The organism is Sporosarcina sp. FSL K6-3457 (assembly GCF_038007285.1).
Taxonomy (GTDB): Bacteria; Bacillota; Bacilli; order Bacillales_A; family Planococcaceae; genus Sporosarcina.
On sequence record NZ_JBBOWX010000001.1, the window covers coordinates 2,294,390 to 2,317,918 of the forward strand.

General features: G+C 40.0%; 26 protein-coding genes. 8 read left to right on the plus strand and 18 right to left on the minus strand.

Annotated elements, in window-relative coordinates; all coding sequences use genetic code 11:
• The first annotated feature begins 86 nt into the window (after window positions 1-86).
• Both N1I80_RS10890 and N1I80_RS10895 read left to right on the plus strand, forming a co-directional pair.
• A complete protein-coding gene (locus N1I80_RS10890; protein WP_340737893.1) occupies window positions 87-653 on the plus strand; it encodes a histidine phosphatase family protein in 567 nt (188 codons plus the stop codon).
• Window positions 654-691: 38 nt separating this feature from the next.
• A complete protein-coding gene (locus N1I80_RS10895; RefSeq protein WP_340737894.1) occupies window positions 692-1,522 on the plus strand; it encodes an alpha/beta fold hydrolase in 831 nt (276 codons plus the stop codon).
• Between the two features lie 491 nt (window positions 1,523-2,013).
• Here the strand turns inward: N1I80_RS10895 and N1I80_RS10900 are convergent, their stop codons facing one another.
• From N1I80_RS10900 to N1I80_RS10930, 7 genes are all read right to left on the minus strand, one after another.
• Entirely contained in the window at window positions 2,014-2,745 is a 732-nt protein-coding gene (locus N1I80_RS10900; RefSeq protein WP_340737895.1) for a hypothetical protein, read from the minus strand.
• A gap of 276 nt (window positions 2,746-3,021) precedes the next feature.
• Window positions 3,022-4,383 carry an IS4 family transposase gene (locus tag N1I80_RS10905; protein WP_340737452.1) on the minus strand — a complete coding sequence of 454 codons (1,362 nt, stop codon included), beginning with the start codon at window positions 4,381-4,383 and terminating at the stop codon, window positions 3,022-3,024.
• A 297-nt stretch (window positions 4,384-4,680) separates the two neighbouring features.
• The gene (locus tag N1I80_RS10910) at window positions 4,681-5,814 is read right to left on the minus strand and encodes a hypothetical protein (RefSeq protein ID WP_340737896.1); all 1,134 of its coding nucleotides are present in this window, start codon (window positions 5,812-5,814) and stop codon (window positions 4,681-4,683) included.
• A gap of 12 nt (window positions 5,815-5,826) precedes the next feature.
• Window positions 5,827-7,083: a hypothetical protein gene (locus N1I80_RS10915; protein ID WP_340737897.1), complete on the minus strand. Its 1,257-nt coding sequence runs from the start codon at window positions 7,081-7,083 to the stop codon at window positions 5,827-5,829.
• Window positions 7,083-7,958 (minus strand): ABC transporter ATP-binding protein, encoded by an 876-nt coding sequence (locus N1I80_RS10920; RefSeq protein WP_340737898.1) that lies wholly within the window; start codon window positions 7,956-7,958, stop codon window positions 7,083-7,085. Before N1I80_RS10920 ends, N1I80_RS10915 begins: the two co-directional genes overlap by 1 nt.
• Window position 7,959: 1 nt before the next feature.
• Complete coding sequence (locus tag N1I80_RS10925; protein ID WP_340737899.1) at window positions 7,960-8,718, minus strand: hypothetical protein; 759 nt, start codon at window positions 8,716-8,718, stop codon at window positions 7,960-7,962.
• On the minus strand, window positions 8,711-9,265 hold the full coding sequence (locus N1I80_RS10930) for an RNA polymerase sigma factor (RefSeq protein ID WP_340737900.1): 555 nt from the start codon (window positions 9,263-9,265) through the stop codon (window positions 8,711-8,713). The genes N1I80_RS10925 and N1I80_RS10930 overlap by 8 nt, the downstream gene beginning before the upstream one ends.
• A 415-nt stretch (window positions 9,266-9,680) precedes the next feature.
• On the opposite strand from N1I80_RS10930, the gene N1I80_RS10935 reads away from it, so the two are divergent.
• Window positions 9,681-9,866: a cysteine-rich CWC family protein gene (locus N1I80_RS10935; RefSeq protein WP_340737901.1), complete on the plus strand. Its 186-nt coding sequence runs from the start codon at window positions 9,681-9,683 to the stop codon at window positions 9,864-9,866.
• Window positions 9,867-9,933: 67 nt separating this feature from the next.
• Here N1I80_RS10935 and N1I80_RS10940 read toward each other — a convergent pair whose 3' ends face one another.
• Complete coding sequence (locus N1I80_RS10940) at window positions 9,934-10,512, minus strand: redoxin domain-containing protein (RefSeq protein ID WP_340740029.1); 579 nt, start codon at window positions 10,510-10,512, stop codon at window positions 9,934-9,936.
• 315 nt (window positions 10,513-10,827) lie between these two features.
• Window positions 10,828-10,923 (minus strand): putative holin-like toxin, encoded by a 96-nt coding sequence (locus N1I80_RS10945; RefSeq protein WP_340737902.1) that lies wholly within the window; start codon window positions 10,921-10,923, stop codon window positions 10,828-10,830.
• A 552-nt stretch (window positions 10,924-11,475) separates the two neighbouring features.
• Between N1I80_RS10945 and N1I80_RS10950 the strand changes: the two genes are divergently transcribed.
• Complete coding sequence (locus N1I80_RS10950) at window positions 11,476-12,168, plus strand: aspartate/glutamate racemase family protein (RefSeq protein WP_340737903.1); 693 nt, start codon at window positions 11,476-11,478, stop codon at window positions 12,166-12,168.
• Between the two features lie 482 nt (window positions 12,169-12,650).
• Complete coding sequence (locus N1I80_RS10955; protein WP_340737904.1) at window positions 12,651-12,980, plus strand: hypothetical protein; 330 nt, start codon at window positions 12,651-12,653, stop codon at window positions 12,978-12,980.
• A gap of 22 nt (window positions 12,981-13,002) precedes the next feature.
• Here the strand turns inward: N1I80_RS10955 and N1I80_RS10960 are convergent, their stop codons facing one another.
• The 5 genes from N1I80_RS10960 to N1I80_RS10980 all read right to left on the minus strand — a co-directional run bounded on the left by N1I80_RS10960 (window position 13,003) and on the right by N1I80_RS10980 (window position 18,049).
• On the minus strand, window positions 13,003-14,055 hold the full coding sequence (locus N1I80_RS10960) for a DUF418 domain-containing protein (RefSeq protein WP_340737905.1): 1,053 nt from the start codon (window positions 14,053-14,055) through the stop codon (window positions 13,003-13,005).
• Between the two features lie 147 nt (window positions 14,056-14,202).
• Entirely contained in the window at window positions 14,203-14,694 is a 492-nt protein-coding gene (locus N1I80_RS10965; RefSeq protein WP_340737906.1) for a (2Fe-2S)-binding protein, read from the minus strand.
• On the minus strand, window positions 14,691-15,521 hold the full coding sequence (locus tag N1I80_RS10970; RefSeq protein ID WP_340737907.1) for an FAD binding domain-containing protein: 831 nt from the start codon (window positions 15,519-15,521) through the stop codon (window positions 14,691-14,693). Before N1I80_RS10970 ends, N1I80_RS10965 begins: the two co-directional genes overlap by 4 nt.
• Window positions 15,518-17,839, minus strand: coding sequence for a xanthine dehydrogenase family protein molybdopterin-binding subunit (locus N1I80_RS10975; protein ID WP_340737908.1), 2,322 nt, complete (start codon window positions 17,837-17,839; stop codon window positions 15,518-15,520). Before N1I80_RS10975 ends, N1I80_RS10970 begins: the two co-directional genes overlap by 4 nt.
• A gap of 18 nt (window positions 17,840-17,857) precedes the next feature.
• Window positions 17,858-18,049, minus strand: a complete 192-nt coding sequence (locus N1I80_RS10980) for a capping complex subunit for YIEGIA (protein ID WP_340737909.1) — start codon at window positions 18,047-18,049, stop codon at window positions 17,858-17,860.
• A gap of 161 nt (window positions 18,050-18,210) precedes the next feature.
• Here N1I80_RS10980 and N1I80_RS10985 point away from each other — a divergent pair, with 161 nt between their 5' ends.
• The gene (locus N1I80_RS10985) at window positions 18,211-18,552 is read left to right on the plus strand and encodes a hypothetical protein (RefSeq protein ID WP_340737910.1); all 342 of its coding nucleotides are present in this window, start codon (window positions 18,211-18,213) and stop codon (window positions 18,550-18,552) included.
• A gap of 20 nt (window positions 18,553-18,572) precedes the next feature.
• Here the strand turns inward: N1I80_RS10985 and N1I80_RS10990 are convergent, their stop codons facing one another.
• The gene (locus tag N1I80_RS10990; protein ID WP_340737911.1) at window positions 18,573-19,451 is read right to left on the minus strand and encodes a YIEGIA family protein; all 879 of its coding nucleotides are present in this window, start codon (window positions 19,449-19,451) and stop codon (window positions 18,573-18,575) included.
• A 148-nt stretch (window positions 19,452-19,599) separates the two neighbouring features.
• Between N1I80_RS10990 and N1I80_RS10995 the strand changes: the two genes are divergently transcribed.
• Entirely contained in the window at window positions 19,600-20,598 is a 999-nt protein-coding gene (locus N1I80_RS10995) for an XdhC family protein (RefSeq protein ID WP_340737912.1), read from the plus strand.
• Window positions 20,595-21,212, plus strand: a complete 618-nt coding sequence (locus N1I80_RS11000; RefSeq protein ID WP_340737913.1) for a nucleotidyltransferase family protein — start codon at window positions 20,595-20,597, stop codon at window positions 21,210-21,212. The genes N1I80_RS10995 and N1I80_RS11000 overlap by 4 nt, the downstream gene beginning before the upstream one ends.
• Before the next feature lie 14 nt (window positions 21,213-21,226).
• On the opposite strand, the gene N1I80_RS11005 is transcribed toward N1I80_RS11000, so the two are convergent.
• From N1I80_RS11005 to N1I80_RS11015, 3 genes are all read right to left on the minus strand, one after another.
• Window positions 21,227-22,027: a DUF4097 family beta strand repeat-containing protein gene (locus tag N1I80_RS11005; protein ID WP_340740030.1), complete on the minus strand. Its 801-nt coding sequence runs from the start codon at window positions 22,025-22,027 to the stop codon at window positions 21,227-21,229.
• Entirely contained in the window at window positions 22,011-22,751 is a 741-nt protein-coding gene (locus N1I80_RS11010; protein ID WP_340737914.1) for an EcsC family protein, read from the minus strand. The genes N1I80_RS11005 and N1I80_RS11010 overlap by 17 nt, the downstream gene beginning before the upstream one ends.
• An 81-nt stretch (window positions 22,752-22,832) precedes the next feature.
• Window positions 22,833-23,519: a YwaF family protein gene (locus tag N1I80_RS11015; protein ID WP_340737915.1), complete on the minus strand. Its 687-nt coding sequence runs from the start codon at window positions 23,517-23,519 to the stop codon at window positions 22,833-22,835.
• Window positions 23,520-23,529: the final 10 nt, after the last annotated feature.

The window sequence follows — 23,529 nt, forward strand, 5'->3', positions numbered from 1 at the left end:
AATAAATCTATCACATTACACTATAAGTTGGGTATTATGCAATTTTAAAATACGTTAAATCAGTTATCGCTGGAAAGGAGATTGAAATGAAAACGACATTGTTTATGATTAGGCACGCAGAATCGCCATTTGTTTTTGGTCAAGAAAGAACTCGGAAACTATCAGAACAAGGTGAATTTGATGCTAATAAAATTACAGAGCGGTTCAAACAAGAAAAAATTGATGTTATTGTCTCAAGCCCATATACGAGGGCAATTCAAACAATCGAAGGAATCGCTGATGAATATCGGATGGAAATCACCATTTTTGAAGGGTTAAAAGAAAGACCAGTAAAAGGAGCATACAAGCTACCAGCAGAAGAAATAGAACAAGCTATAAAAAAATCTTATGATGACAGGGACTATTGTTTACCCGGTGGTGAAACAATGAGACAAGCACAAGAACGTGCAATCCCCATTATTAAACAATTGCTAACTGACTATCAAGGAAAAAATATAGTTGTAGGAACTCACGGAAACATCATGACCATAATCATGAACTATTTTGATGAGCAATATGGCTATGATTTCTGGAAAAGCACAACCAAGCATGATATTTATAAATTAAGTTTTGTAGAAAATGAGTTGAGTCATGTAGAGCGTTTATGGAAATAAGCTATTTTTTATGAAATATTATCAGGAGGCAAGAGTTTATGTGGACACAGCAGTTCATTGAAACAACAAGAGGTTCTTTTGAAGTGTTTATAAAAGGTGAAGGTGAACCCATTTGTGTGACACATCTATATAGTGCATACAATGAAAAAGGTAACACGTTTGCTAATCCATTTACGGAGCATTATACCGTCTATCTCGTCAACTTACGAGGAGCTGGAAACTCGGTTGAATCGGTATATAAGGACGATCTAAGCATGAAAGTGGCGGTTAAGGATTTGGAGGCGATACGAACTTCCCTGCAATTTGACCAATGGGCATTTGCAGGCCATTCGACAGGCGGAATGCTTGGCCTTGTCTACGCCATCCAAGCACCGGAATCACTTACTAAAATGATTATTGGCGGAGCTGCTGCCTCGAAGGAATATATGAACCACCCTGGTAGTATTTATTGCCAAGAGAACCCAAATAACGAACGTCTAAGAGAAATTATTAGGACTATCAATCATCCAGGAACACTCGTGGAGGAAAAGCGCCCGTTAAGTCGTGAGTGGATTGAAATGTCCCTTTACCTCCCAGAAAACTACGAGCAGTATTTCAATAAACCAAACAGTGGAAGTACCGTTCCAGAAAGACTTGATTATTACTCATACACCGAGTTGCCGAACTATGATGTAACGGCTCAACTTTCAACCATCTCGATACCGACAACTGTTTATTGTGGGTTACATGATGCCCAATGTCCGCATACTTTTTCCGAGCAAATGGCTAATGCAATCCCGAATTCGAAGTTGATTACATTTGATGAAAGCAACCATTTTCCATTTACAGAGGAGCCGGAGAAATTTGCAGAGATGCTAGTGGATCAATAAAGCTTCTCCCATTTCACTTGCGATATTATAAGAGCAACCATTAGATTGTTTAGTAAGATATGTTTTAAATTGAATAGGTACAAATTTGTTGTCAGAGTTGTTTTTTAGACGTATACTAAAGATATAGTTTGAGTAGAATAAAAAAGGCCGCCCGGAACTGGAATTCCGAACGGTCAATGCAATAGTAGGTTCCCTACAAAAGGATCGACACTTACGGAGTGAGAATAACCCATCCCTATGAGCCCTAACTCAAGGATGGGTTATTTTTTATGGTTGAATGTTAGTATCAACACAACTAATGTTGCAAAAGCTACTGCGAACATTAACGATTCAAATACTGACATTGGCACCACCCCCTTTCGCGGGGAGTGAGCCGACCATCCTTGAGTCACCTATTCTATTACTCTGCAATTATAGCATACATCTGTTTCCTAACAGCTAAATCCTTTAACGATTTTGAACCTCCTCTATTCCAATTCAAATCTTCTAATTCAAACCAATTCTAAAACATAATGCAAGTATTTACGAACCTGGGTAATCCGTTCAGTCAATGAAGCTGCTACAATCTCATAGAATTGCTCACTGTTATCCGTTTTATATAGTTTGCGGACAGTCCTTCTTTCATCTGGCCAAAAACCTACTAACAAATTGGTTTCTTCCATTTCACGTGCGACATTGTACAAGTAGCCATTAGATGGAGCCCAGCCAAACAAACTATTCAATTGGCCTTGCACCTCAGCCATATAGAAAGAGTCGCGGTGTAAGCTGAGTCTGAGTGCCATAAATCGAACGACATCTTTGACAGATAACAGCTTCGATATAAACGGTCGAAAATCTTCGTGTAGCGGCTCAATGTTATCTTGTGATGGAAGGCCATTCTTCGTAAGAAAATAATAGAATCGATCGATGACAGTCGAAACTTCGCTAAATCGATTCGCATAAATTGTATTGTATTCCTGAAGTCGGACTTTCCCTTCCTCGGCAATTTGAAAGAACTTTTTTCGACCTTCTGTTTGTGAGAGAAGGAAGCCGTTATTTTCTAATGTATTAGCCATACGTGCGACATACTCGTAAGAAACTGAACGCCCCGGAAACTCGGAGTTAAATTGCTCATACAGTGCTCTTGAATAGTTAGATTGATCAAGAAGAGTGCGTAACAAAAATAACGATAGGGTATCGCCAACACTAAAACCGACAGCTTGCTGAAATGAAGGTATCTCCATACTGAACACTCCCAACATTTTAAGTAATCATATATCTCGATAGTCCATATATCAAGATAAATATCCGTTGTAATGTATCTCCCCTTTTCCCGGAAAATACGTTTTTTAAAATATCAAGTCCCCAGTCTTGAATACTGAAATTGTACTAGATACGGGAATGATTATTTGTTAATGTATATATTGTGCGAGCTATTTATTTTAAATATGCACTAGAGAGGTCTTATATATCAAGCTTATATACATATCATTAAAATTGATAGTGCTTTAATAAATATCTCAACTTTCGCAGGGCGAAATCGGCAAATAAGCCTTGATGTAACTAGGTAAACCAGCCATCCATTGCTGTAGTTGATTTTCGACTAGCTTTTTGAGTTTGGAATTGGTCTGTTTCAGGACATCTTGAAAAAGCTCGATCAATTGCTGTAAAGCCACAGCCCAATCTAGTTCATTGACTTCATCACATAATTCATAAAAAAGCCCACCTAATGTCCGTTCATCGGTGTTGCAGCGGTTTTGCCAAGCCAGTACGATATAGCGAGAAAATACAATCGTTGTATGGCTAATCAAGCTATCATATGAACGACCTTGAAACTCTTTTTGGAGTTTCAAAAGAGATTTAGTCGTCTTAAAAAACACCTCAATATCCCAGCGCATGCCGTAAATTCGCACAATTTCTTGTTCGGAAAGCGTACAGTCGGTACTGAGAATGGCGAGCCATTCGCTTTTCTTATTTCGATTTTGAATGAATATAATTTTTATAGGTGTCCCGTTCGACATGACACAATGAATGGAACGAAGGATGCTCTTTTTATCTTGAACGGGCTGCGCTAGATGATAAAGCTTCTTTAAATCAACCAGCTGACCCGCCACGGAATAGCGCTGTTTCGTTGCTTTTACCATGCCGATGACATCAATCCCTTGGTCAACAATTCCTTTGATAAGAGGTGGCATTGTAAACCAAGAATCCATCAAGACATAACTTGCGTCAATTCCACTCGAAAGCGCACGCTGAATCATAGCTGGAATTTGTTCAGGAGCCGTTTGTAACGCATTTACACGGCGTTTATAGCCAGATGTACGCTTATCGATATCCGCTTGAATTCCATTTATTTGAGAGTTTTTCGAGCTGAGTAAAGAAAAATCAACCGGCATAAACGTGTAGCCATCTGACCAGCCCAATGTAAGCATTCGGAAACCTTTGTAAAAACGCATTTTTGGTGAGGCGTGATCAAAACAGCGAGCGAGAAGCTCTACCTTTTTACTGCGATTTCGATCAAAAGATGAGTCATCAATAATAAACACCTTTGGACGAGTTTGGTCCGTGAGGTGTCCCACTTTTTGAATCGTAGAGGCACTGAAAGCTAGTAAAAACCGTCGCCAATTGAACGTGGATTGATTTAAGAATCGGTACACGGCATCTTTAGCTGGATAGCGCTCCGCTTTCTTTGATTCTAAAAGAGAAAACCAATTTCTATGTTGGAAAATCAAACAAAAGACAATTTGAAATAGGTATGAAGAGCTGAAACCCACTGACTTTTGAATGCCGGCATTACGCAAGTGTTTGAAAATCTCTAGCTCTGAGAAAACAGAGCGAAGTTCTTTAGGTAGTTGATTATTATCATGGTTATGATCTATCATATTAGTAGGCACCTCTTCTATGTGGTAGTGATTTCTCGATAATCTCACTATACCAAAAGAATGAGGTGTTTTTTTCATTTATGAAATTGTCAATGGACCTATTGATTAGGCCATAAAACTAGTTCAACCAACTGATCACACTGTTTTATTAGGTGCGAAAGTTGAGTAAATATATATTTTAAAAGCTGAAAAAAAGACATAAATTTATTAAACAAGGAAAAATGTAATAAATGAATAAAAGCACGTCACCTAGTAACTAGTGATGTGCTTTTATTATATTATCATGTGTAATTCTACTTACAACACGATATCCCGCTTCTTCTCTCTTTTCCAAAGAACGATGATAAAGAGTAGACTTGCAACCACCATCAAACCATATACCGTAGAGGCCAGCCACTGTGGATTGCCAATAGAAATGATATACCGCATTAATGGTCCTCCCATCAAGATAATCATCCCAACAACAAACGGAATTTGAATACCAATCAGCGCCATACTATTGGGTACAATACTTGAAAAAGACATCGCCAATAGGCTGAAGACAAAACCAATTATATAAATCGCAGCAATACATAACAAGATATATTGGAAAAACGTTGGATCATACCATGATAAACTTCCGATGAATGTGTTAATCGGTACATCAAAATACATAGCTGTATTATTTAATGAATAGATACTGAAATAGACTGCGAGCAATGCTGTTATCACGAAGAATGTTGAAATCAGCCCCGCAATAATTTTCGTCTTATAAAGATTTCTTCCTGCTTTCGATGTGTATTGCAAAGCAAGTACTTGCCGCATTCGATCCCTCAGTATCATCGGTGAAATCACTAGCACGATGCTGAACAAAATCGTAATTGCCACATTACCAATGAAATCTCTGAAATTCATAATAACTACTTCTGGATACACATCATGGTTTTTCGCAGCAATTAATGCCTCTACACGATTTTTTTGCTTAGCACCGTAAGAGTCTGAAATATGCTCCTTCCATTCATAAAACTCAATGAGACGGCTCCTTTCTTGAAGCTCCCAAAATGTATCGATTTTCTCTTTGTGAAATATAGTATTGCGTAGCTCATCTGCTTCTGTGGAAGCATTCACCCAATTGTATGCATTAAATTGCTCATAGCTATCAATGCCAACATCCACAAACCCCTTTTGGGATTTAATATACAAATCAGCTTCCTTCACTTGCGCATCATATACTTCTTTAAAATCAAGAAATTCTTCCTCATCCATCTGCGTCCCATATTTCTCAATCATTTCAATTCCAATATTATAGGAATCAAGTGCTGGCCTACCATTCGGAAAATGTTCAATATCAAACTGAATGAGCAAATAATAGAGCACACTATTGACTAAAACAAGCAGCAGTAAGATTTTCCACGTCAAGATTTTCTTTAATTCATTCCATAAAACTCGCATCGTCATCTCCCCTTACTGAATATCCTTTTTGCTGAACCATTTCAAAGAAAATAGACAAAACAGAATTGTTATCATCGTCCAACAAACGGTTGTCAGCCACTCAAAATTTTTGAACATGACGAGACCGCTGCTTCCCATAAACGATGCAGGTATATTCAGCACAAGTACCGATAAATTATAGCTAGTGATGAATAACAAATTTGAAGATGTCGGCATGAAGCCAGGTATCAATAACGCAAGGACGAAAAAGGTGGCCATCAGTATGGCAGCTGTATAGCTGTTTTTCACAAGCGTAGTCAGCGCAAAGGTCAAACCTGAAAATAACAGCATGGTGATATAGACAATGACAATCACGCCAGCTAAAAACGATCCTACCGATAAGTCCCACCATGCAACATTCGGGAAGTTGTACTCCCAATTGAACGCACTACTAATAGAGGTTCTCCATAGGCTCATATAATCGAAGACTGTGAAATAGGCAATAAGTGTATTCACTAGAATAAAGGTTGTTAACAACACCGCCATCACGACTGAAGCCCCAAGCTTATCCTTCATTAATCGCCTGCCCTTCGCTGTACCATATGTCACAAGATGCGTTCTGTTTTCAAATTCATAATTCGTAATCAAAGCAGTCGATAATATGATGAGCATCAATGCTTCTATCGCAATATGCTGAAAGACCGTTTTAAACAGAAAACTATGCATGAAGTACGCTTTCCCTGCAAAAAACCACTCTTTATGCTCGCCATTCTGTTTCATTTCCTCAAAACGCTGTGAAAACTTGTCGTATTCTCGTAGAAGTGTCTTCTCTGCATTACCGCTCAAACCATATCTCGCAATGTCGTTTGCCGCAACTTTTTCCAAATCTATACTCGCATAGCTCTCGTCTATATCATTTGCCATGCCAAAGTACATTTCCTTCAACTGCAATTGATCGATGAAATGCCAATCTTTTTCGCTATACAATTCACGCTTTTCATAGGGTAATTGTTCAACAAAATCATAGACGCTACTAAATTGTTGCCCCGTTATTTCTTTCAGTTGTATTAGATTAGCTTGAAGATCCTTTTCAAATTGCAATAATGATTGGTCCGTAATTTCCCGTCCATATTTTTCAATTAATTCATTCGCAACCTTCAATTCATCTTTGAAATAAGAATTGTTCATAATCACAAAAATATTGAAAGCTATAAATAATAAGAGAAGCCCAATGAGTATAGGTGACGTTAACGCTTTTTTGCATTCATACCAGACGATGCGCATAGCCATCACACTTCCGCCTGGATATCATCTCGGTATTCATAGAGAAAAACATCTTCTAGCTGCGGAATGAGTGGCAGCCAGTTCGCCTCGGCTTCCCCTTTATGGATGAATCGAATTACCATTGCACCTTGATGCTGCTTCTCTGATAACAGCACATACTGTTTTCGATAAGCCTCCAGTTGTTCATAAGGAATCGTCGTTTCAAAGACATGTCCGTCTAACGTTGCACATATCTTTTCGACCGAGTCTTTATAGAGCAACTCATGATTTTTAATCATAATGATTTCGTTGGCAATCGTCTCGACGTCTGACACGATATGTGTAGAAACGATGACTAGTCTATCTCGTGCAAGTTCAGTGAGCAGATGGCGAAAGCGCGCACGTTCTTTCGGATCCAATCCCGCAGTCGGCTCGTCCAAAATGAGGATTTTAGGATCATTTAACAGTGACTGCGCAATACCGATCCGCTGAATCATTCCCCCGGAAAATTTCTTCATCTTTTTATTTGTGACCTCACTCAAAGCCACTTTTTCTAGCAAGTCATCAATTTTCGCCATAGCTTCTTTTTTTCCAATGCCCTTTAACGCTGCTAAATAAAGTAAATACTGCTTCGGTGTGTAATTTTTATAGTAACCAAATTGCTGTGGCAAATAGCCGAGTAAAGAACGATAGTCCTCATCCATCGCTACGATATTTTTCCCGTTATAAAGAATTTCTCCTTCACTTGGCGAAATCAATGTTGCCAGCATCTTGATCAATGTCGTTTTACCCGCACCATTTGGGGCGAGTAGTCCGTAGAGCCCATTTGTGAACTCCAAATTGATATTTTTGAGTGCCGTAAAATTCCCATATTGTTTACTAATATCTTTCACGATAATCATATTAAAACGCCCCTTCTGTTTGTTTGAAATGAATTAATTTTCCAAGGTATTTCAAATAGATATAAAAGGTGCCGCCAAGTACTAGACCATAGATAAAGAGTGGAAGCGCGACGAGCATCTGGGTGTACAGCGAATAATTCGAGAAGCGCAATAACAGATTTCCAACAATCCAGCCGGTAAGGATGCTAGCTACAGCAACAGTCGAACGACGTTTCATCATGCCGTATAAAAACAGGATGGAAAATGTGAACAGCGCTGTAAGTGAAATCATAAATGCTCGCAGAAATTGAATGTCTTCGTATAAAAAGACAAGCAAGACGATGACGATTGTATTGACCACAATAGAAATCGCACTAAATACCAACATCCTGAAAGCAATGACTTGGTAAACATTGTATTTACACGACATCTCGATTTCAAAAGTGGCATTTCTCACTTTAGAAACATAGGTGTAAGCTGAAAAACTAACAAATAGAATTGGTGATAACAGAAAGATAAAGCCATATAACTCGTGTACATCTAGTCGTTCAGGCCCAACTTGAAAAAAAATCATCATGCATGCGATAAGCGCCGTACAGGTGATGTACACAAGCTCTAGCCGATCAGCAAACAAATGCTTGAAACCGACTTGTTGCACCATAGACTTCAAATAAGAAGGGAAAGATTGTTGCTGCTGAACACCTTCGGCAACAATTTGGTCAATTTCTAGCTGTATTGTCCGTTCATCTGGCATTGGGATATGCAATTTTTCTTTAATCATTATGAGCTTTCCCCATTCCTTTTCGAATTTTTTTCAATGCCGCGTAGTATTTTGTTTTCACCGTCGATGGTGGAATCGTTTCGATTTCAGCGATTTCCTGAAACGTATAATCCCCAAATAGTTTAAGGCGGACGACTTGCTGTGAGCTGGCATCCAGTTCATTAATAAGTGCTGTTGCCCTTTCAACATCATCTTTGTACTCGAGTGAAAGGGTCATATCATGCTCATCCTCAAAGTCGTAATCCTCGATAGGCTGGATGAGCTGAATATCTTTATAGTTTTTCGACCGGAAATAATCGACGAGCCGATTAGAGGCCAGCTTATACAACCAGGTTCGAAATGATGCTTTCTTATAGTCATAACTGTGAATCGACTTCAAGACGCTAATAAATATTTCTTGTGTGAGATCGAGTGCCAGCTCCTGATTGAGTGTTTGCTTATACATAAAGACATACATCTCGTTATAATACTTTGAAACAAGATTATTTGCGGCAGCCTCGTTACCATTTTTCTGTATTTGGCGTATCCAACGCTTGTCATTTTCCATAGTTCACCACATGCTTCCCCATGATCATTACCATCCTATAAGTATATTCGTATATAGTTCTGAAAAAGTTTGAAATCGTTTTATACCTTTGCTTTTCATTATAGACAAAAAAAGTACACCGCCTGTGAAAAGCGGTGTACAGCCATTCATTTATCTCGACAAAATTTACACACTTGCACAGTTTTAGTAGGCTCCATTTTATGGGCGTACAATAACTTGACTCTTTTCCGATCACATAAAGGGCAATCGCCTCTCCCGTTGGACGGCAGCCGATTCAATACTTTTCCACGATTTCTTTTCGCCACAGCCATTCACCCCTACCCTAAGTTTGTTTGTTCTCTCTAGTAGATGTTGTTTTTTTGAAAAGATTGACGGTATAATGGAGTCAAATTTTAAAAAGTAAAGGTGATTGTAAATGAATCAAGCGAAACTTTGTCCGCTCTGCCAGGAAGATAATAAGTGTGGGTTGACTAATAATCCTTCAGCAGGCGTCTGTTGGTGTTTTGAAGCAGGCTTTCCAAAAGAGATTTTCGACCAGTTAGCTCCTGATCGTGAAAAAGTTTGTATTTGTGAAAATTGCTTGGTAGAATTTAAGTCTTAAATTCTCTTCTTCGGATTAATCTGTATCATCATTAGTTTACATAATAATATTATTGGTCAAATTCAATTTATTCAAGATTATCCACCAAATCCTTCATTCTATCTTCATCCATAGGACCGACAATTCGTTGCCCAATCTTCCCATCGCTTCCAAGCATATATGTTGTTGGAAAGGATGTAATTCTGTATGCAATCTCTATTTCACCATCTATATCAAGCGGAATCGGGAAAGTTAACCCATAGGCATCCACAAAACGCTGCACCCCCTTAATCCCCTGATGCTCTGAATCAGTCATATTAATCGCCATAATTTCAACGTTTGCGGATTCTTTGTACTGCTGATAATAGTTTTCCATATAAGGCATCTCCGCCTTACACCACGTACACCAGGATGTCCAAAAATTCAAAATCACCTTTTTCCCCTTCAAATCCGACAATTTAATAAGATCCCCAGAAATGGTGGTCAGCTCAAAATCAGGTGGTGTTTCCCCGATCTTTAATCCGGACTCTTCGGCAGGCTTGGGAAATCTCGCAGTAGCAAGCGACTCATCAATTGGTTCAAGCTGTTCGATATTTGACTTTACCATGATAACTATCATCATACCGATTAATAGCGCTACTATACTTAGTCCAATCACTCTTTTCATCACGAATATTCCTCCGTCTTCAATGCTTATTGTTCATCTAATTTCGTAAATTTAAAATAGAGAAATGCTATGTATATAGTTCACAGTAGCATATCATATGACTCTATGAGAATAGATGACAACTTTTCGAACATCAACTAATTTTCTAGCAAACTTCGAGACTTCTGCGTATAATATATCTAGATGATGCTTATAGTAATATGACCGCCCGATGCGCCAACATCGAACGGTCAATAAATTAGAGACTAGGTTCTTTTTAAAGGAATCGGATCAATTCATACAATAATCCACTTGGGCGCTATACTCAAAGGTGGATTATTTTTTTTGAGAGATTTTTTCAGCTAGTCCAATGACCGCAACAATTAATGAAGAAAAGCTTATCATCAGTACAATCGTCTGGAATATCGTCATTTGTAATCCCCCCTTTCATGTTTCCACAGTTGGCGTTCTCTTTCTAACATATCACTCCTACTTAATTTCAGATATCGCAAATAATAAAGTTTACTACGAATAAAATGCTTAGATTCAGAATATGTTAAATAACACTGCTGGGTATACTTGAAATCATGTTTAATGAGTGATAAGACCTCCTCTCTGTTAAGGTTGGATTTCACTAGAGATATGGGGAAACCTAGTGTTCCCTATTCTAATCGATTCCCCTACTTCATACATACGTTCTTGAAGTGCTTTTCAGAACAACTTCATCCTTTAATTAACAATTAATTCAGCTAATCACCTAAAGTTCTAATAAAAACTATAAATGAATGGCAGCAAAAATTCCTTTTCAATAATAATATTATGTTAACTACAGCGCCATTTTTTCGCTATATGGATGCCAAAGGGCGAAACCATGAAGTAGAGTATAAAGTGAGTGATTGTCAGTACATTGATTCAAATGTATAATACCAATACAGATTGAATAATCACAATAAAACTCACACTTCTATTTGGAGGAGATTTCCTATGAAAACAATTGGACTTATTGGTGGAATGAGTTGGGAGTCATCTGCAGAATATTATCGTATTCTGAACGAAGAAGTAAAAAATAGACTAAGTGGATTGCATTCAGCCAAGTGTATTTTGTTTAGCGTAGACTTTGCAGAAATCGAACGCTATCAAGTGGCTGGCGATTGGGAGACTGCCGGTAAAGTACTAACTGATGCGGCGCAATCTTTAGAAAAAGCTGGTGCTGACATGATTGTTCTTTGTACCAATACGATGCACAAGGTCATTGATTATATCGAAGAGCAGGTGAACTTGCCCATTTTACATATTGCCGATGCCACCGCCACTCAAATTCAGCAAGCAGGAATCAGTAAGGTTGGACTACTCGGCACGAAATATACAATGGAGCAAGACTTTTATAAGTCACGGATAGCATCTATGGGTATTACAGTTTTAATCCCCAACCAAGAGGATCGCGAGGTTATCAATCGAGTGATTTTTGAAGAATTGTGTTTGGGGAATATTCAACAATCCTCCAGGGAGTATTATAAAAAAGTAATCCAGCTATTAGTCGATGAAGGTGCTGAAGGTATCATATTGGGCTGTACGGAAATTGGGTTGTTGGTGAAGCCAGAAGATGCGGATGTGCCATTATTTGATACGACGATTATCCATGCGATTGAGGCGGTTAATCGAGCATTGGAGGGATAATTATAGCCAAACAATACTAGGCAGTTGTCAGAACCCTACTTCCGGCGTATAATAAGCTGTAAGATAGATTATAATAAAAAAAAGATCGTCCGATGCATCAACATCGAACGATCAGTATAATAGCAGGTTCCCTACAAGGGAATCGGCATCAGGTGTAAAATAACTCATCCTAACTGAGCCACTAACTCAAGGATGGGTTATTTTTTATGTGTAAATGTAAGTATCAGCACAATCAATGTTGCAAAAGCTACAGCAAACATTAGCAATTCAAATACTGACATTGGCGTCACCCCCTTTCAAAGAGGGGTGAGCCGACCACCCTTGAGTCACCTATTCTATTATTCTTTCATTATACCACACATACGTTCTTTGATTAACGTTAACTAGAGAAATATTTCGATATATAAACCCCAACATTCCCTGATTAAAACCCAACCCCTTCACCCACACTATAAAGGACACAACCGAAAGGAGTCCTTTGCATGAAACAACAAACGCAGGCAAATCCCACACAAATCGAACAGCAATTTCAAGCACTAAAGAAACAAGCACTTCAAACGATGCAACAAGCTGTTCAAACATTAAAGCAAAGTAATGCCACCAATGACGTACAAGCCGTGCGACAAGCGCAGCAACAGCTTCAACAGGCCTCGCAGCTTATGAATCAGATGCAAGGCATAGCCGTCACGGAGTCGACTACGGCTATCCAGCAGCAACTCGAACAAGTCCGACAACAAATTGAACAAGCAGCACAAACATTGCAGCTCATCCAAACATTAAACAACGGAAATAATAGCTTCAAAAAAGGGTAAACAACCCTATCATCGCCGAATTTCAACTCGACGATGATAGGGTTTTTCGATTCTTCATAAAAGCCGGCACTTTAAAGTACGTCCACAACCGCCAAATCCATTCCATCGGTCCATATAAAAAGAAATGCAACCATATTTTACTGAAGATGAATTGGAACAGACATATCCCTATACAAAGGAATAGGGATTGCATATAAGAAAAACGATCAAACAAACCAAATAGGTACCCAGCAAGTAAAATTAGTACTGTTTGCATTAAGTAATTCGTTAATGCCATTCGTCCATAATATTTTAAGGGTGACAACACTTTTTGCATTACCGGCAATTGGAGCAATAGTATCAGCATACCGACGTAAAAAGCAGAAATAAATGGTCCAATCATCAGACCAATCTCCAAAAACTCACTAATCTGTTCAATCACCGGATCACTAACCCCCTCTAAAATATACGGGTAAAATGGTTCGGACGGTACATGCTTATATTGAATCAGCAGGCCTATGGCACTCAACACGAACATGGCGATAGTAAAAATGGCTGTCCCGCGAACTTTTTTATGTAAATCCTCAAAAACCTGATATTGTCCAGCTACATATCCTAGTAAAATTAGTGGCAAAGGCATTAATGCTTTCAAAGATAAGTAACTCGTCCAGATTAATAACGCAAGTCCGATAATCAGATTGATTTCCTTTTTCATTCTGTGAAATGGTAGAATTATCAACCCACAAATCGCATAAATTGCTAAAGCTTCACCAGGATGAAATACCATATGAATAATCCCCATCAACAGTAATGCACTCATTCGTCTGACAAACAATAGAACACCATTTTCTCCTTTTGCCCGAGCACGGCTAATGAACAGATAAAATCCAACACCGAATAAAAAGGAAAAAATAGTGAAAAATCTACCTTCAACAAACAATAGTAAAAATCGTTGATAAGTTTGGCCAAACGTATCTGAATCTGGTATTTTCACAGAAAGCAACGCAAGAATATTAACCAATATAATACCGACTAAAGCAAATCCTCTTATATAATCGAGTGTATCAATACGATTGTTCCGTTCAATGGGTTGCAAAATATTCTCCTCCTATTCTGATTTATTATAGTAATTCACATGTACAAACGATATAGAATCAGCTTACAGTATCCTTTCATTTTCGTCACATAGCGCAGGCGACTGACATTGGAGACCTAGACATAGAAAAACCATCGTCAACAAAGTTTAAATTGTTGACGATGGTTTTTTCATTTGTAAAACGCTCTTCACTGCCTCTTTGATTTCCTGATACCCTGTACATCTACATAGATTCGATGCCAGCCACTCATCGATCGTTGTATCATCTGCATCAGGATGCTGCCCAACAAGTGCATGACAGTTGGTGATAAATCCTGATGTACAATAGCCACATTGAATCGCCCATTTGTCGACAAATGCCTGTTGCAACGGCGAATCCAACAGTCCTTCATTCGTTGTAATCGACTGATGCACCGTTTCAATCGTTAAAGAAAGGCAGGAATGCATCGGTTGTCCGTCAATGATGACTGTACAGGCACCACAATCGCCATTTTCACAAGCCGGTTTGGCGGCAGTTAGTCCGAGTTGCTCGCGTAATGTATGCAGCAATGTATCGGCAGATCGTATGACGGCATTGCGGGTTTCTCCGTTGACATGTAATTGGATAATTTTTTCAGGTGAATCATTTGAAGCAATCATTTATTCGCCTCCATAGCATTCAATGTGTCTGTTAGCACATTTTTCAACACGAATAGACGGTACGCTGTCGACGCATGGATGTCCTGCACGACTGGACCTGGAAGAAGGGCGATTGCCTGAATGACTCGCTCCTCTTGCGTTAAGGATAAATCATTTAATAACTTCTCAATTTCATCAGACCTAAATGGAAATTCACAAATCCCACTAAAAGCAGTTCTAATCTGATTATCCTTTTCCAGTGCTGCCACGGTCACAATCGGGTATCCCACTTTTGACATTCTTGTTCGTTTGATTGTACTAAAAGGCAAATTGGTATAGGATTGATCGACATGAATTTGTACAAGAAGTTCACCTTTGGCTAGTCCCCCGTTTAAGATTTGGTCTAATGGAAGTATCTTCTCTTTTCCCTTGCCCGCAATCATTCCCTTCGCGTTCACCAATAAGAAGGGTAAAATACCTTCCCGGTAGATGAAATGACTATTGAGGTTACCACCAATCGTAATTTTATTACGTGAAGTATGATCCGCTATTCGTTGCACCGTCTCTCCCAATAAAGGAAATAGATTCGATTCCACAATAGTTGTTAGTGAAACAGCCGCACCGATTATCAATTCATCTCCAATGACTTCCAACATCATACATTCAGGAATTCCTTTAATATCAATCACTACATCCGCTCTTTTTTTATTCGTCCGGGCGAATGTAATGAATTCTGTGCCCCCTGCATAAAAAATGGCCTGTTTGCCAGCTTGATCAGCTAACTGATACGTTCCTACTGCTTCACTAAGTGAGGAGGGTTTATAATAATCAAAGTCGAATGCAATCATTGGCCACTCTCCCTCTTTGTTTTCCATATAAATTCTGGAGTAAGTGGCAAGTTATTTAGTTCGACTTGCGCCGCCGATGATAATCCATTTGCAAGTGCTGATCCTACACCAATTACACCATACTCACCAATGCCACGAGCCCCGTATGGTCCATCGACGGCTGGTGTTTCGACAAAATCGACAAGGTACTCTATCGGCTGTTCTCCAAACCGGAGCATTTGATAATTTCGTAAATCGTAATTTTGCGGAATACCCTTGTCATCAAACATAAACGTTTCACTACTTGCTAGACTCAAGCCCAAATACATGCCCCCTCGCATTTGCTGGGTCGCTGTCGCCGGATTCATAATCATTCCTCCATCCAGCACAGTAACTGCTTTCAATAGCTTATACGTACAGTCTCTTTCGTTATACTTAACCTCGATAGCCTGTGCGCCAACTGACCACCAAGGCCCAGGGTTGCCGAATCCTGTCTCTTTGTCGAGCGGCGTCAAATGCCTCTGCGTATGTTTGCCAACACCGATAACTTGTCCTCCAACAGTATGTCCATTCGGAAATGTATAGCCTAAGGCAATAGACTGAAAGGTTACGCCAAACTCCGGATTCGCTTTGACAAAAACGCGACCACCTGCAACATCTACATCATCCTCTGCACATTGTAAAATGATGGCTGCGGTTTTCTTCAATTGGCGGATAGCATCTTCTGCCGCTGCAAATACCGCCCGCCCTGCCAAGAAGGTTGTACTACTCGCCACTGTCCTCCACTGATGAGGATCGTATTGCGTATTCACTTCCATTTTCACATGGATATTCACCATATCGATTTTCAATTTTTCCGCAACAATTTGGGCAAGCACTGTTTTTGTCCCTTGTCCCAGTTCAACTGCAGCACAGTTCAAATTAACAGAACCATCTGCTTCAAATGTAATAATGGCACCTGCTTGGGCATTCGTTGCCGTTGATGATGTTTTCCAAAATAAACTGATACCTTTATATCCTTCACCATCCGTATCCCAGTCAATCAATTCCTTTGCCCGGGTGAGACATTTGGCTGCATCGCCAACCGTATTTGCGGTGAGGACGGTTTGGGTTGGTGTCGTATCACCAGGCTTAATGGCATTGATGAGCCGTAATTGGACAGGATCCATCCCTAACTGCCTCGCTAATTTGTCCATCGTCCTCTCAACAGCAAACGTGAGCTCCGGATGACCATATCCTCTTAGTGACGTCGCATATGGATGATTGGTGTACATACAATACGCATCACACCAAACATTCGGTACATTGTAGGGTCCTGTACAGTCGACCGCCATCGCCCTTGTGATCCCAGCCGCTTGATCCGTATACGCCCCAGAGTCAACGAGAAACGTATATTGACCAGCAAGTAACTTCCCCTCTTTCGTCACTCCAAGCTTAATGACTGCGTCCAGCCCAATATGACACGGTGCAGTTATCAAATCCTCTTCTCGTTCATACTGTAATTTCACCTTTTTTCCACCGACAGCCCTCGAAGCTAAATAGGCAAGGGGCTCTAATTGGACCGTCCCCTTCCCTCCAAATGCACCCCCAATGAGCGGCACATGCACAATGATATTTCCTACTTCAACATTGAAAAATTGGTTCAATACTTTTTTAATCGTGTAAGGTGATTGTGTACAGGAATGAACCGTTACTTTACCGGCGGAATTGATTTCAACTTGCGTGCTTCGTGTTTCCAATGCGGCATGATCCGATAAGTTAAAGGCATATGTTGCGGTGATAGTTTCCGCACAGTTTGCCCATGCCTCAGCAAAATCTCCCTTTCGTATTTTATTATGACTACCAATATTCGTCCCAGGAACAGGATAGACATCTGAGATGATTTTGGTATAGTCTCCAGAATTATCATGGACTAACGGTGCATCTATTTGAAAAGCCTGTTGCACAGAATTCACGACAGATAATGATTCATACGTGACTTTTACCTTACTGGCGGCAAGTTTTCCTTGATGTGCATGATCCGCTACGATAATAGCGATAGGTTCCCCGAAGTAACGCACTTTCTGAAACGCCAACGGGGGGCGATCAGCAAGAAGTGGCCCAATATGGAAAGGAAAAACATCTCCCGTGATAATTGCGCGCACTCCCGGTACTTTCCATGCCTCCGTCGTATCGACCGATTTGAGGTTGGCGTGTGCTTCTGTGCTGGTCACTAGTTTGGCGTGCAGGATGCCTGGACCAACCAGATCCCCAACATATTTGACATTCCCTGTCGCCTTATCAAGCGTATCAATCCGCGCAACAGGCTGACCGACGGTTGTTCGCGCTGTGTTATCCATTCATGAACGCCTCCCATTTTAACGTGCCACAATAATAATCGTCTGCTCTTCCACTTCATGCGCAGCAGCATCCATAATTTTCTCCAAAGTTAAGCTCACCTTCTGCAAGTGCTTTTTATCCTGCACAATAAAAATAGGTGCACCACCCCCTTGGAAAAACTCAGGTTTCATCGTAATAATCGCGACAATTTCAGCATGCTGATTATTCACTATATAAACTCCCTTTCGTATGACTAGTAGTTTAACCAAAGCAGCAACTGATTATAATAATCACCGCTACTTCTACGGTATATATAGTCCGCTAACCCCTATCCTCTTCACCATTCTGAACATAGTTTAGGAGACATAAACAAATGGGAGGAGGAGCTTGCATGCATTATTTTCACCCACATTGGATAGCATCACAAAACGCCCCAAATCCATTCCCACCTGTCGATACGCACCGACTACATGCATCAGCGGAAAAAATGCTTGAAGTCATTAAACAATCACAACTGCTAATCAAACACATTGCAGATTCGCCCGGTTTTGCTCATGACCTCATGGATGCTGCTCAATTATCCAATCAACAGAAAGTGGATGAATTGATCCAATCAACAGGGATTACGAGTAAGGTTACGACTACATTTTCGCCAAGCGGAATTCATGTTGAACTCGACAATGCCGAAACAGCTGGGGAATGCTGTAAATTACACATTGCGTTACGTTGGTAAGGTGTTGCAGACTCAATTTCTTATGATTTCCCTTTATCTGCTTCCTGCGGCATCCGGATTGCGCTGTCCAATACGGGGACCTTTTCTAATACTGTCTTAATTTGAGCGAAATCTTTTTCCCGCGGCAAAAAGAACAGCGCTATTCGACCGTCTGCCATATCTCTCTTCGATAATGGAACCAACGCCGGTTCACCCGAATCAAGATAACAACCCAGTACGGTAGCAACATGGTGTAACATCGCTTGTCGCTGCCCAAGATAAGACAATGTAACGACGCTATTTTCATTTTTCGGAGTGACAATTGCACCAACTGCTTTTTCAGTGATGGTTTTTCTCGTATCCTCCAATCCCACATTTTTAATCAAAATATCTCCAACAAACAGCGTTGGCCCTTCGAAACGAATGTCTGCTTCTGTCACATCTGCAATTGCATTCAACAACTTACCCGACATCTTAAACCTCACAATAATAAGCATGACAATCCCACCTATAACACCCAACCAAATGGCATAAACGGAACATAATGTCGTCACCAGTGCCGTGAACATTACTAAATAGTTTCGACTTTCGAACGCTTGCGCCATTCCTTCAATAAATGGCGCACCACGTTTCACAAGCTCATTCGTATCGATTTTTTCAAGAGAATCCCTTTCCATCTTTCTAATTTCACGAAATTGCGTCGCAGCAAGACCAAGAAAAGTGACTGCAGCCCAATCAGATTCGAGAACGGAAGGAATCGCTACCGCGCCAATAAAAGCCGCGATGAAACCGAGAGAAAGATGAATGATTCGACCTGTTGGATACGTTGGATATTGCCTGAAATCAGTGCGCAATAATAGTGTTCGTGCCACAAAGCCAAAAATGATACCCATGACAACAGGAAATAAATAACTATCCATCATAAACTACTCCTTACAAAATCATCTACCGGAACTTCCATATTCTAACCATTGCGTCAACTGATTATAACGATATCTTCAATATTGCGTAATGAATAAAAAATGAAGAGAATGGAGATAGTTGGAAGCATGAAATGAGGTGAAGTATTTGCAGTCTATCTCGAAAATGATTGACATCATCTTACATGCTAACCAGCCTGTTGTTCTTGCGATGATTGTCAATGTTGAAGGTTCTGCCTATCGAAAAGAAGGTTCGTGGATGTTATTTCAACAGGATGAGACACAAGTAGGCGTTATTAGTGGCGGTTGCCTTGAAAATGATTTGCAAAGCCATGCACGGGACTTGTTTGAAACAGGAACAGTAGAAGTTGTTCAGTATGATTTAAGTGCAGAAGATGACCTTGGTTGGGGGCGCGGCGCGGGATGTAATGGGATTGTTACAGTGTTAATAAGAGATATTGATCAAGATTTCAAGCGATATCTGAGGTTAACGCATCAAAAATTACTAGCTAAAGAGCCTATTTTATTCGTCCAATCTATGAATATGTTTAACGACTATGGTGGAATTACACAGAATGGTCATCCATATGGCAACTGGAAAGATGACATGCCAGTTAAAATGGATACCACAATTCCTTTTCAGCATCAGGCAGAACAACAAATCATTCGTGACAAAAACGTTTATGTCCAATTCATATGGCCTGACCCATCCCTTTATATCATTGGTGCTGGCGCTGATACACGGCCACTTGCTCGTCTAGCTCAAAACGTCGGATATGCAGTCCACGTGCTAGATTGGCGCCAATCGCTGTGCAATGAAATCTATTTTCCAACAGCACTATCATTTCAAATCGGTGATGTAGGAAAATTGGTTGAAGCGATTCGATTCAGCCCGCTCGATTCAATAATTATCGTGACACATGACTTTCAACGTGATATGAACATTATTCAACACATTCGTCATACCCCGCTATTATACCTAGGTATTTTGGGGTCGAAAAAAAGAACGCAACGGTTAGTAGGGGGGGAAATTCCCGAATGGATTCATTCCCCGATCGGGCTGTCGATTGGAGCAGATGGACCTGAAGAAATCGCTGTTAGCGTGGTGGCCGAATTGATTGCTGTGAGACGGAGGAAAATGATGTGAAAATCGCAGGTATTTATCTCGCTGCCGGCAATAGTAGCCGAATGGGCAGCCACAAGTTGAAGTTACCGATTGGGACCATGACAGTTGGAAGCTTGGCACTCGAAACAGCTTTGAAATCCTCGCTCGCGGCAATCTATGTCATTACAAGAGAAATGGATGAGGTAGAATGGATCCCTGCCGATATGAAATTGCACAACAAGTGCATAATCATGCCGTGTCCAAGCGCCAATGAGGGTCAATCCGAATCATTGAAATGGGGCATTAGACAAGCGCAAACTAATCATATGGACGCCGCCCTCGTCATGTTGGCAGACCAACCTTTCATTACCGTTCAAATGCTCGAAGAAATGATTGTTTGTATGAAAAGCAATCCGACATGCAAGTTCATCGCGACAACCATTGAACAAACCATTATACCACCCGTTTTACTGTCATCTTCCATGTACGCTGAACTCCTTACCTTAGATGGAGATACAGGAGCAAAAACACTCTTGCAAGGAGATTTTCTTCAAAAAGGACATGTACTGCCATGTACTGATCAACGTCTTGTCTTTGATGTTGATACGCCAGAAGACTATCAATTACTGCTAACAGACAAAGAAAAAACGAAATGATAGCCTGTTAGCTATCATTTCGTTACAGTAATTCTTCCATTGTCCGTTCTTAATTTAATTAAATTCTCACCTTTACCAAATGTTACATGCTTATTTTCCTGCCCAAATATTTCAACCCGGCCATTATCCGTTTTCGCATCGATGACCGCATTTGTTGGCTCTTTTTCTGTTTGAATCTCAATTCTACCGTTATCAGTTTCTAAGTCGATGGATTGATCTAAATTGTTTGTAATAAGGGAAACTTGCCCATTGTCAGTCTTCGCCTTAATCTTCCCCTCAACATTTTCGAGAATTATTTTCCCATTATCTGTTTTTACATCGACAGTCGTGGCATCTACATGCTTTAATTCAATCCTGCCATTGTCTGTTTCCAACTTAATGTCTTGTGCTTGTAGCTGATCTGCTATGATTCGTCCATTATCCGTTTCAACCTGCAATCGTTCATATTGTTTTTCAGGAAGCTGCACCGTTAACGTTAAGTCTAGTGAGGAAAATCCGAATTGAATAAAACTTTTGCGTTTCTCCTTAAACTGGATTGAAAGTGTGTCTCCTTTTACATCTGCTTCGAAAATAAATTTCTTATTTTTTTTCGTTTTACCTGTATACTCAACGGTCGCTACCGAATCCGTCGTCGGTACAATTTCCACAGCTGCATTGTCGGTTAATATTGCAATACTTGTAAACGAAAGATCATCAATTACTTTTTTATTAGTACTTTTCTCAAAGACATTCCCCTGTTTAAACAGGAACGAAACACCTCCTGCAACGATTAATATAAGTACTAATGCAACGAACAGCTTATTTTTGAAAATCATCAATGCTATCCCGCCTTTCATTTAATAGACGAAGTCGATACGAGTTCATCGCTGCTTCACCCAATTGGTCGAGTAGATTATAATTAGCAAACGCGCCAACGATTGCTCCGAACCCTGGTATTAATTGAAACATTTTCACCAAATCAATGTGATCCCGGTACTCCTGCTGAAAGTCCTGCCAATCCATATCAGCAATCAAATGCTTCTGTTGTTCCCAGTCTTCAATAATTGGTAATGTTTCTTTTCGTGTTTCTTCACTTGAAAAAGCAAGATGGAAAATATGCAGGATGAAGAGGCGTTCCTCGTATTCATTAGTATCAAAGCCATAAACTGCCGCCGCTTCAAATAGAAACTTCATCTTAATGGACAATAGCAAGGGGAAATCAGCCAATCCAAGCATGATTCCACCCGCTCCTGTTCCAGCTCCCTCAATGACAGCTGTTTTACGAAAATTCGTCAATTTTTCTTTGAAAAGCTCATCACGTTCAAACAAACTTAAATCCGTTGCTTGCTGCTTCTTCGTCGTCATATTCGATCCGACGAGCGTTGCCTTCACCATGTTTTTTATGCTCTCGGTTATAACGTTATGAACCTTTTCTGGAATCAAACCATTTACTTTTCCTTGCGCTTTCTTAGAAGCACGACCAATGGGACCCGAACGTCTAGTCATTTTCTGCTTCCAAAAAATCAATTCATCTTCTACCTTTGCTGTATAATCTATCATCTATTTACACCCTTCCACTGCTTACGTTTAGTATAAACATAATTCTACTTCAAAAAAATGGACCTGAGAAGTGATTGTCTCTCAGCCTTCAGACGTAGTTCGCCATTTCCTAAATACCAGCCATAGACTCGTAAACATGATAAACGCAACAACTTCAAGTGACAAGATATACCACGGATAAGGTCCCAAAAAATCTAGCAAACTGCCATTATACGGTTTCTCTCGTAAAAACATATAATTCCCTTGAAACAAGTGATTAACTGCAAATAAGAGTGGCAATAGTAGATTTAAAGCAATCATCGTCTTCACAACGCCTTTAAAAGTCGGCCTGTAGCCTTTCATCCAAGTGAAATACAGTGCTGTTAATATAATACCGATATGCGTATAGAAGAAGTGAAAATACCTGAAATGAGGAAAGCCAAGATCTAATACTGGAGTTGCCATTGCTTGAATAGCACCTCCAATGCCCGCAAAAAAGACAAAATCGATAAGATGCTTATTCCCCGTCCATAGAAGAACAATGGTGACGAGTAAACTTATGCTGCATAATTCTAATGGTAATGAGCTCGCAAGCGTCCATCTATCGGTTGCCATCATCCAAAGATGATACAGAACTTCCATTGCCAATAAAGACAATGCAAAAAGACGTTCATATTTCAGTTGTACTGGCCCTTTTTTTCTACCAATAAATAGTACTACTATTGCCAGGCACAGCACAACGATGACTGCGATATGGGCTACTGAAAACATGATGAAAGAGCTTGTCATCTCATTCCTC

Coding starts and splice junctions, on each gene's coding strand:
- N1I80_RS10900 (WP_340737895.1), bottom strand. CDS start 2,745: ATGGAGATACCTTCATTTCAGCAAGCTGTCGGTTTTAGTGTTGGCGAT.
- N1I80_RS10930 (WP_340737900.1), bottom strand. CDS start 9,265: ATGGAAAATGACAAGCGTTGGATACGCCAAATACAGAAAAATGGTAAC.
- N1I80_RS10940 (WP_340740029.1), bottom strand. CDS start 10,512: ATGAAAAGAGTGATTGGACTAAGTATAGTAGCGCTATTAATCGGTATG.
- N1I80_RS10910 (WP_340737896.1), bottom strand. CDS start 5,814: ATGCGAGTTTTATGGAATGAATTAAAGAAAATCTTGACGTGGAAAATC.
- N1I80_RS10965 (WP_340737906.1), bottom strand. CDS start 14,694: ATGATTGCTTCAAATGATTCACCTGAAAAAATTATCCAATTACATGTC.
- N1I80_RS10990 (WP_340737911.1), bottom strand. CDS start 19,451: ATGGATAGTTATTTATTTCCTGTTGTCATGGGTATCATTTTTGGCTTT.
- N1I80_RS10955 (WP_340737904.1), top strand. CDS start 12,651: ATGAAACAACAAACGCAGGCAAATCCCACACAAATCGAACAGCAATTT.
- N1I80_RS10950 (WP_340737903.1), top strand. CDS start 11,476: ATGAAAACAATTGGACTTATTGGTGGAATGAGTTGGGAGTCATCTGCA.
- N1I80_RS10915 (WP_340737897.1), bottom strand. CDS start 7,083: ATGGCTATGCGCATCGTCTGGTATGAATGCAAAAAAGCGTTAACGTCA.
- N1I80_RS11015 (WP_340737915.1), bottom strand. CDS start 23,519: ATGACAAGCTCTTTCATCATGTTTTCAGTAGCCCATATCGCAGTCATC.
- N1I80_RS10985 (WP_340737910.1), top strand. CDS start 18,211: ATGCATTATTTTCACCCACATTGGATAGCATCACAAAACGCCCCAAAT.
- N1I80_RS10925 (WP_340737899.1), bottom strand. CDS start 8,718: ATGATTAAAGAAAAATTGCATATCCCAATGCCAGATGAACGGACAATA.
- N1I80_RS10905 (WP_340737452.1), bottom strand. CDS start 4,383: ATGATAGATCATAACCATGATAATAATCAACTACCTAAAGAACTTCGC.
- N1I80_RS10945 (WP_340737902.1), bottom strand. CDS start 10,923: ATGACGATATTCCAGACGATTGTACTGATGATAAGCTTTTCTTCATTA.
- N1I80_RS10975 (WP_340737908.1), bottom strand. CDS start 17,839: ATGGATAACACAGCGCGAACAACCGTCGGTCAGCCTGTTGCGCGGATT.
- N1I80_RS10970 (WP_340737907.1), bottom strand. CDS start 15,521: ATGATTGCATTCGACTTTGATTATTATAAACCCTCCTCACTTAGTGAA.
- N1I80_RS10920 (WP_340737898.1), bottom strand. CDS start 7,958: ATGATTATCGTGAAAGATATTAGTAAACAATATGGGAATTTTACGGCA.
- N1I80_RS11005 (WP_340740030.1), bottom strand. CDS start 22,027: ATGATTTTCAAAAATAAGCTGTTCGTTGCATTAGTACTTATATTAATC.
- N1I80_RS10935 (WP_340737901.1), top strand. CDS start 9,681: ATGAATCAAGCGAAACTTTGTCCGCTCTGCCAGGAAGATAATAAGTGT.
- N1I80_RS10895 (WP_340737894.1), top strand. CDS start 692: ATGTGGACACAGCAGTTCATTGAAACAACAAGAGGTTCTTTTGAAGTG.
- N1I80_RS11010 (WP_340737914.1), bottom strand. CDS start 22,751: ATGATAGATTATACAGCAAAGGTAGAAGATGAATTGATTTTTTGGAAG.
- N1I80_RS10890 (WP_340737893.1), top strand. CDS start 87: ATGAAAACGACATTGTTTATGATTAGGCACGCAGAATCGCCATTTGTT.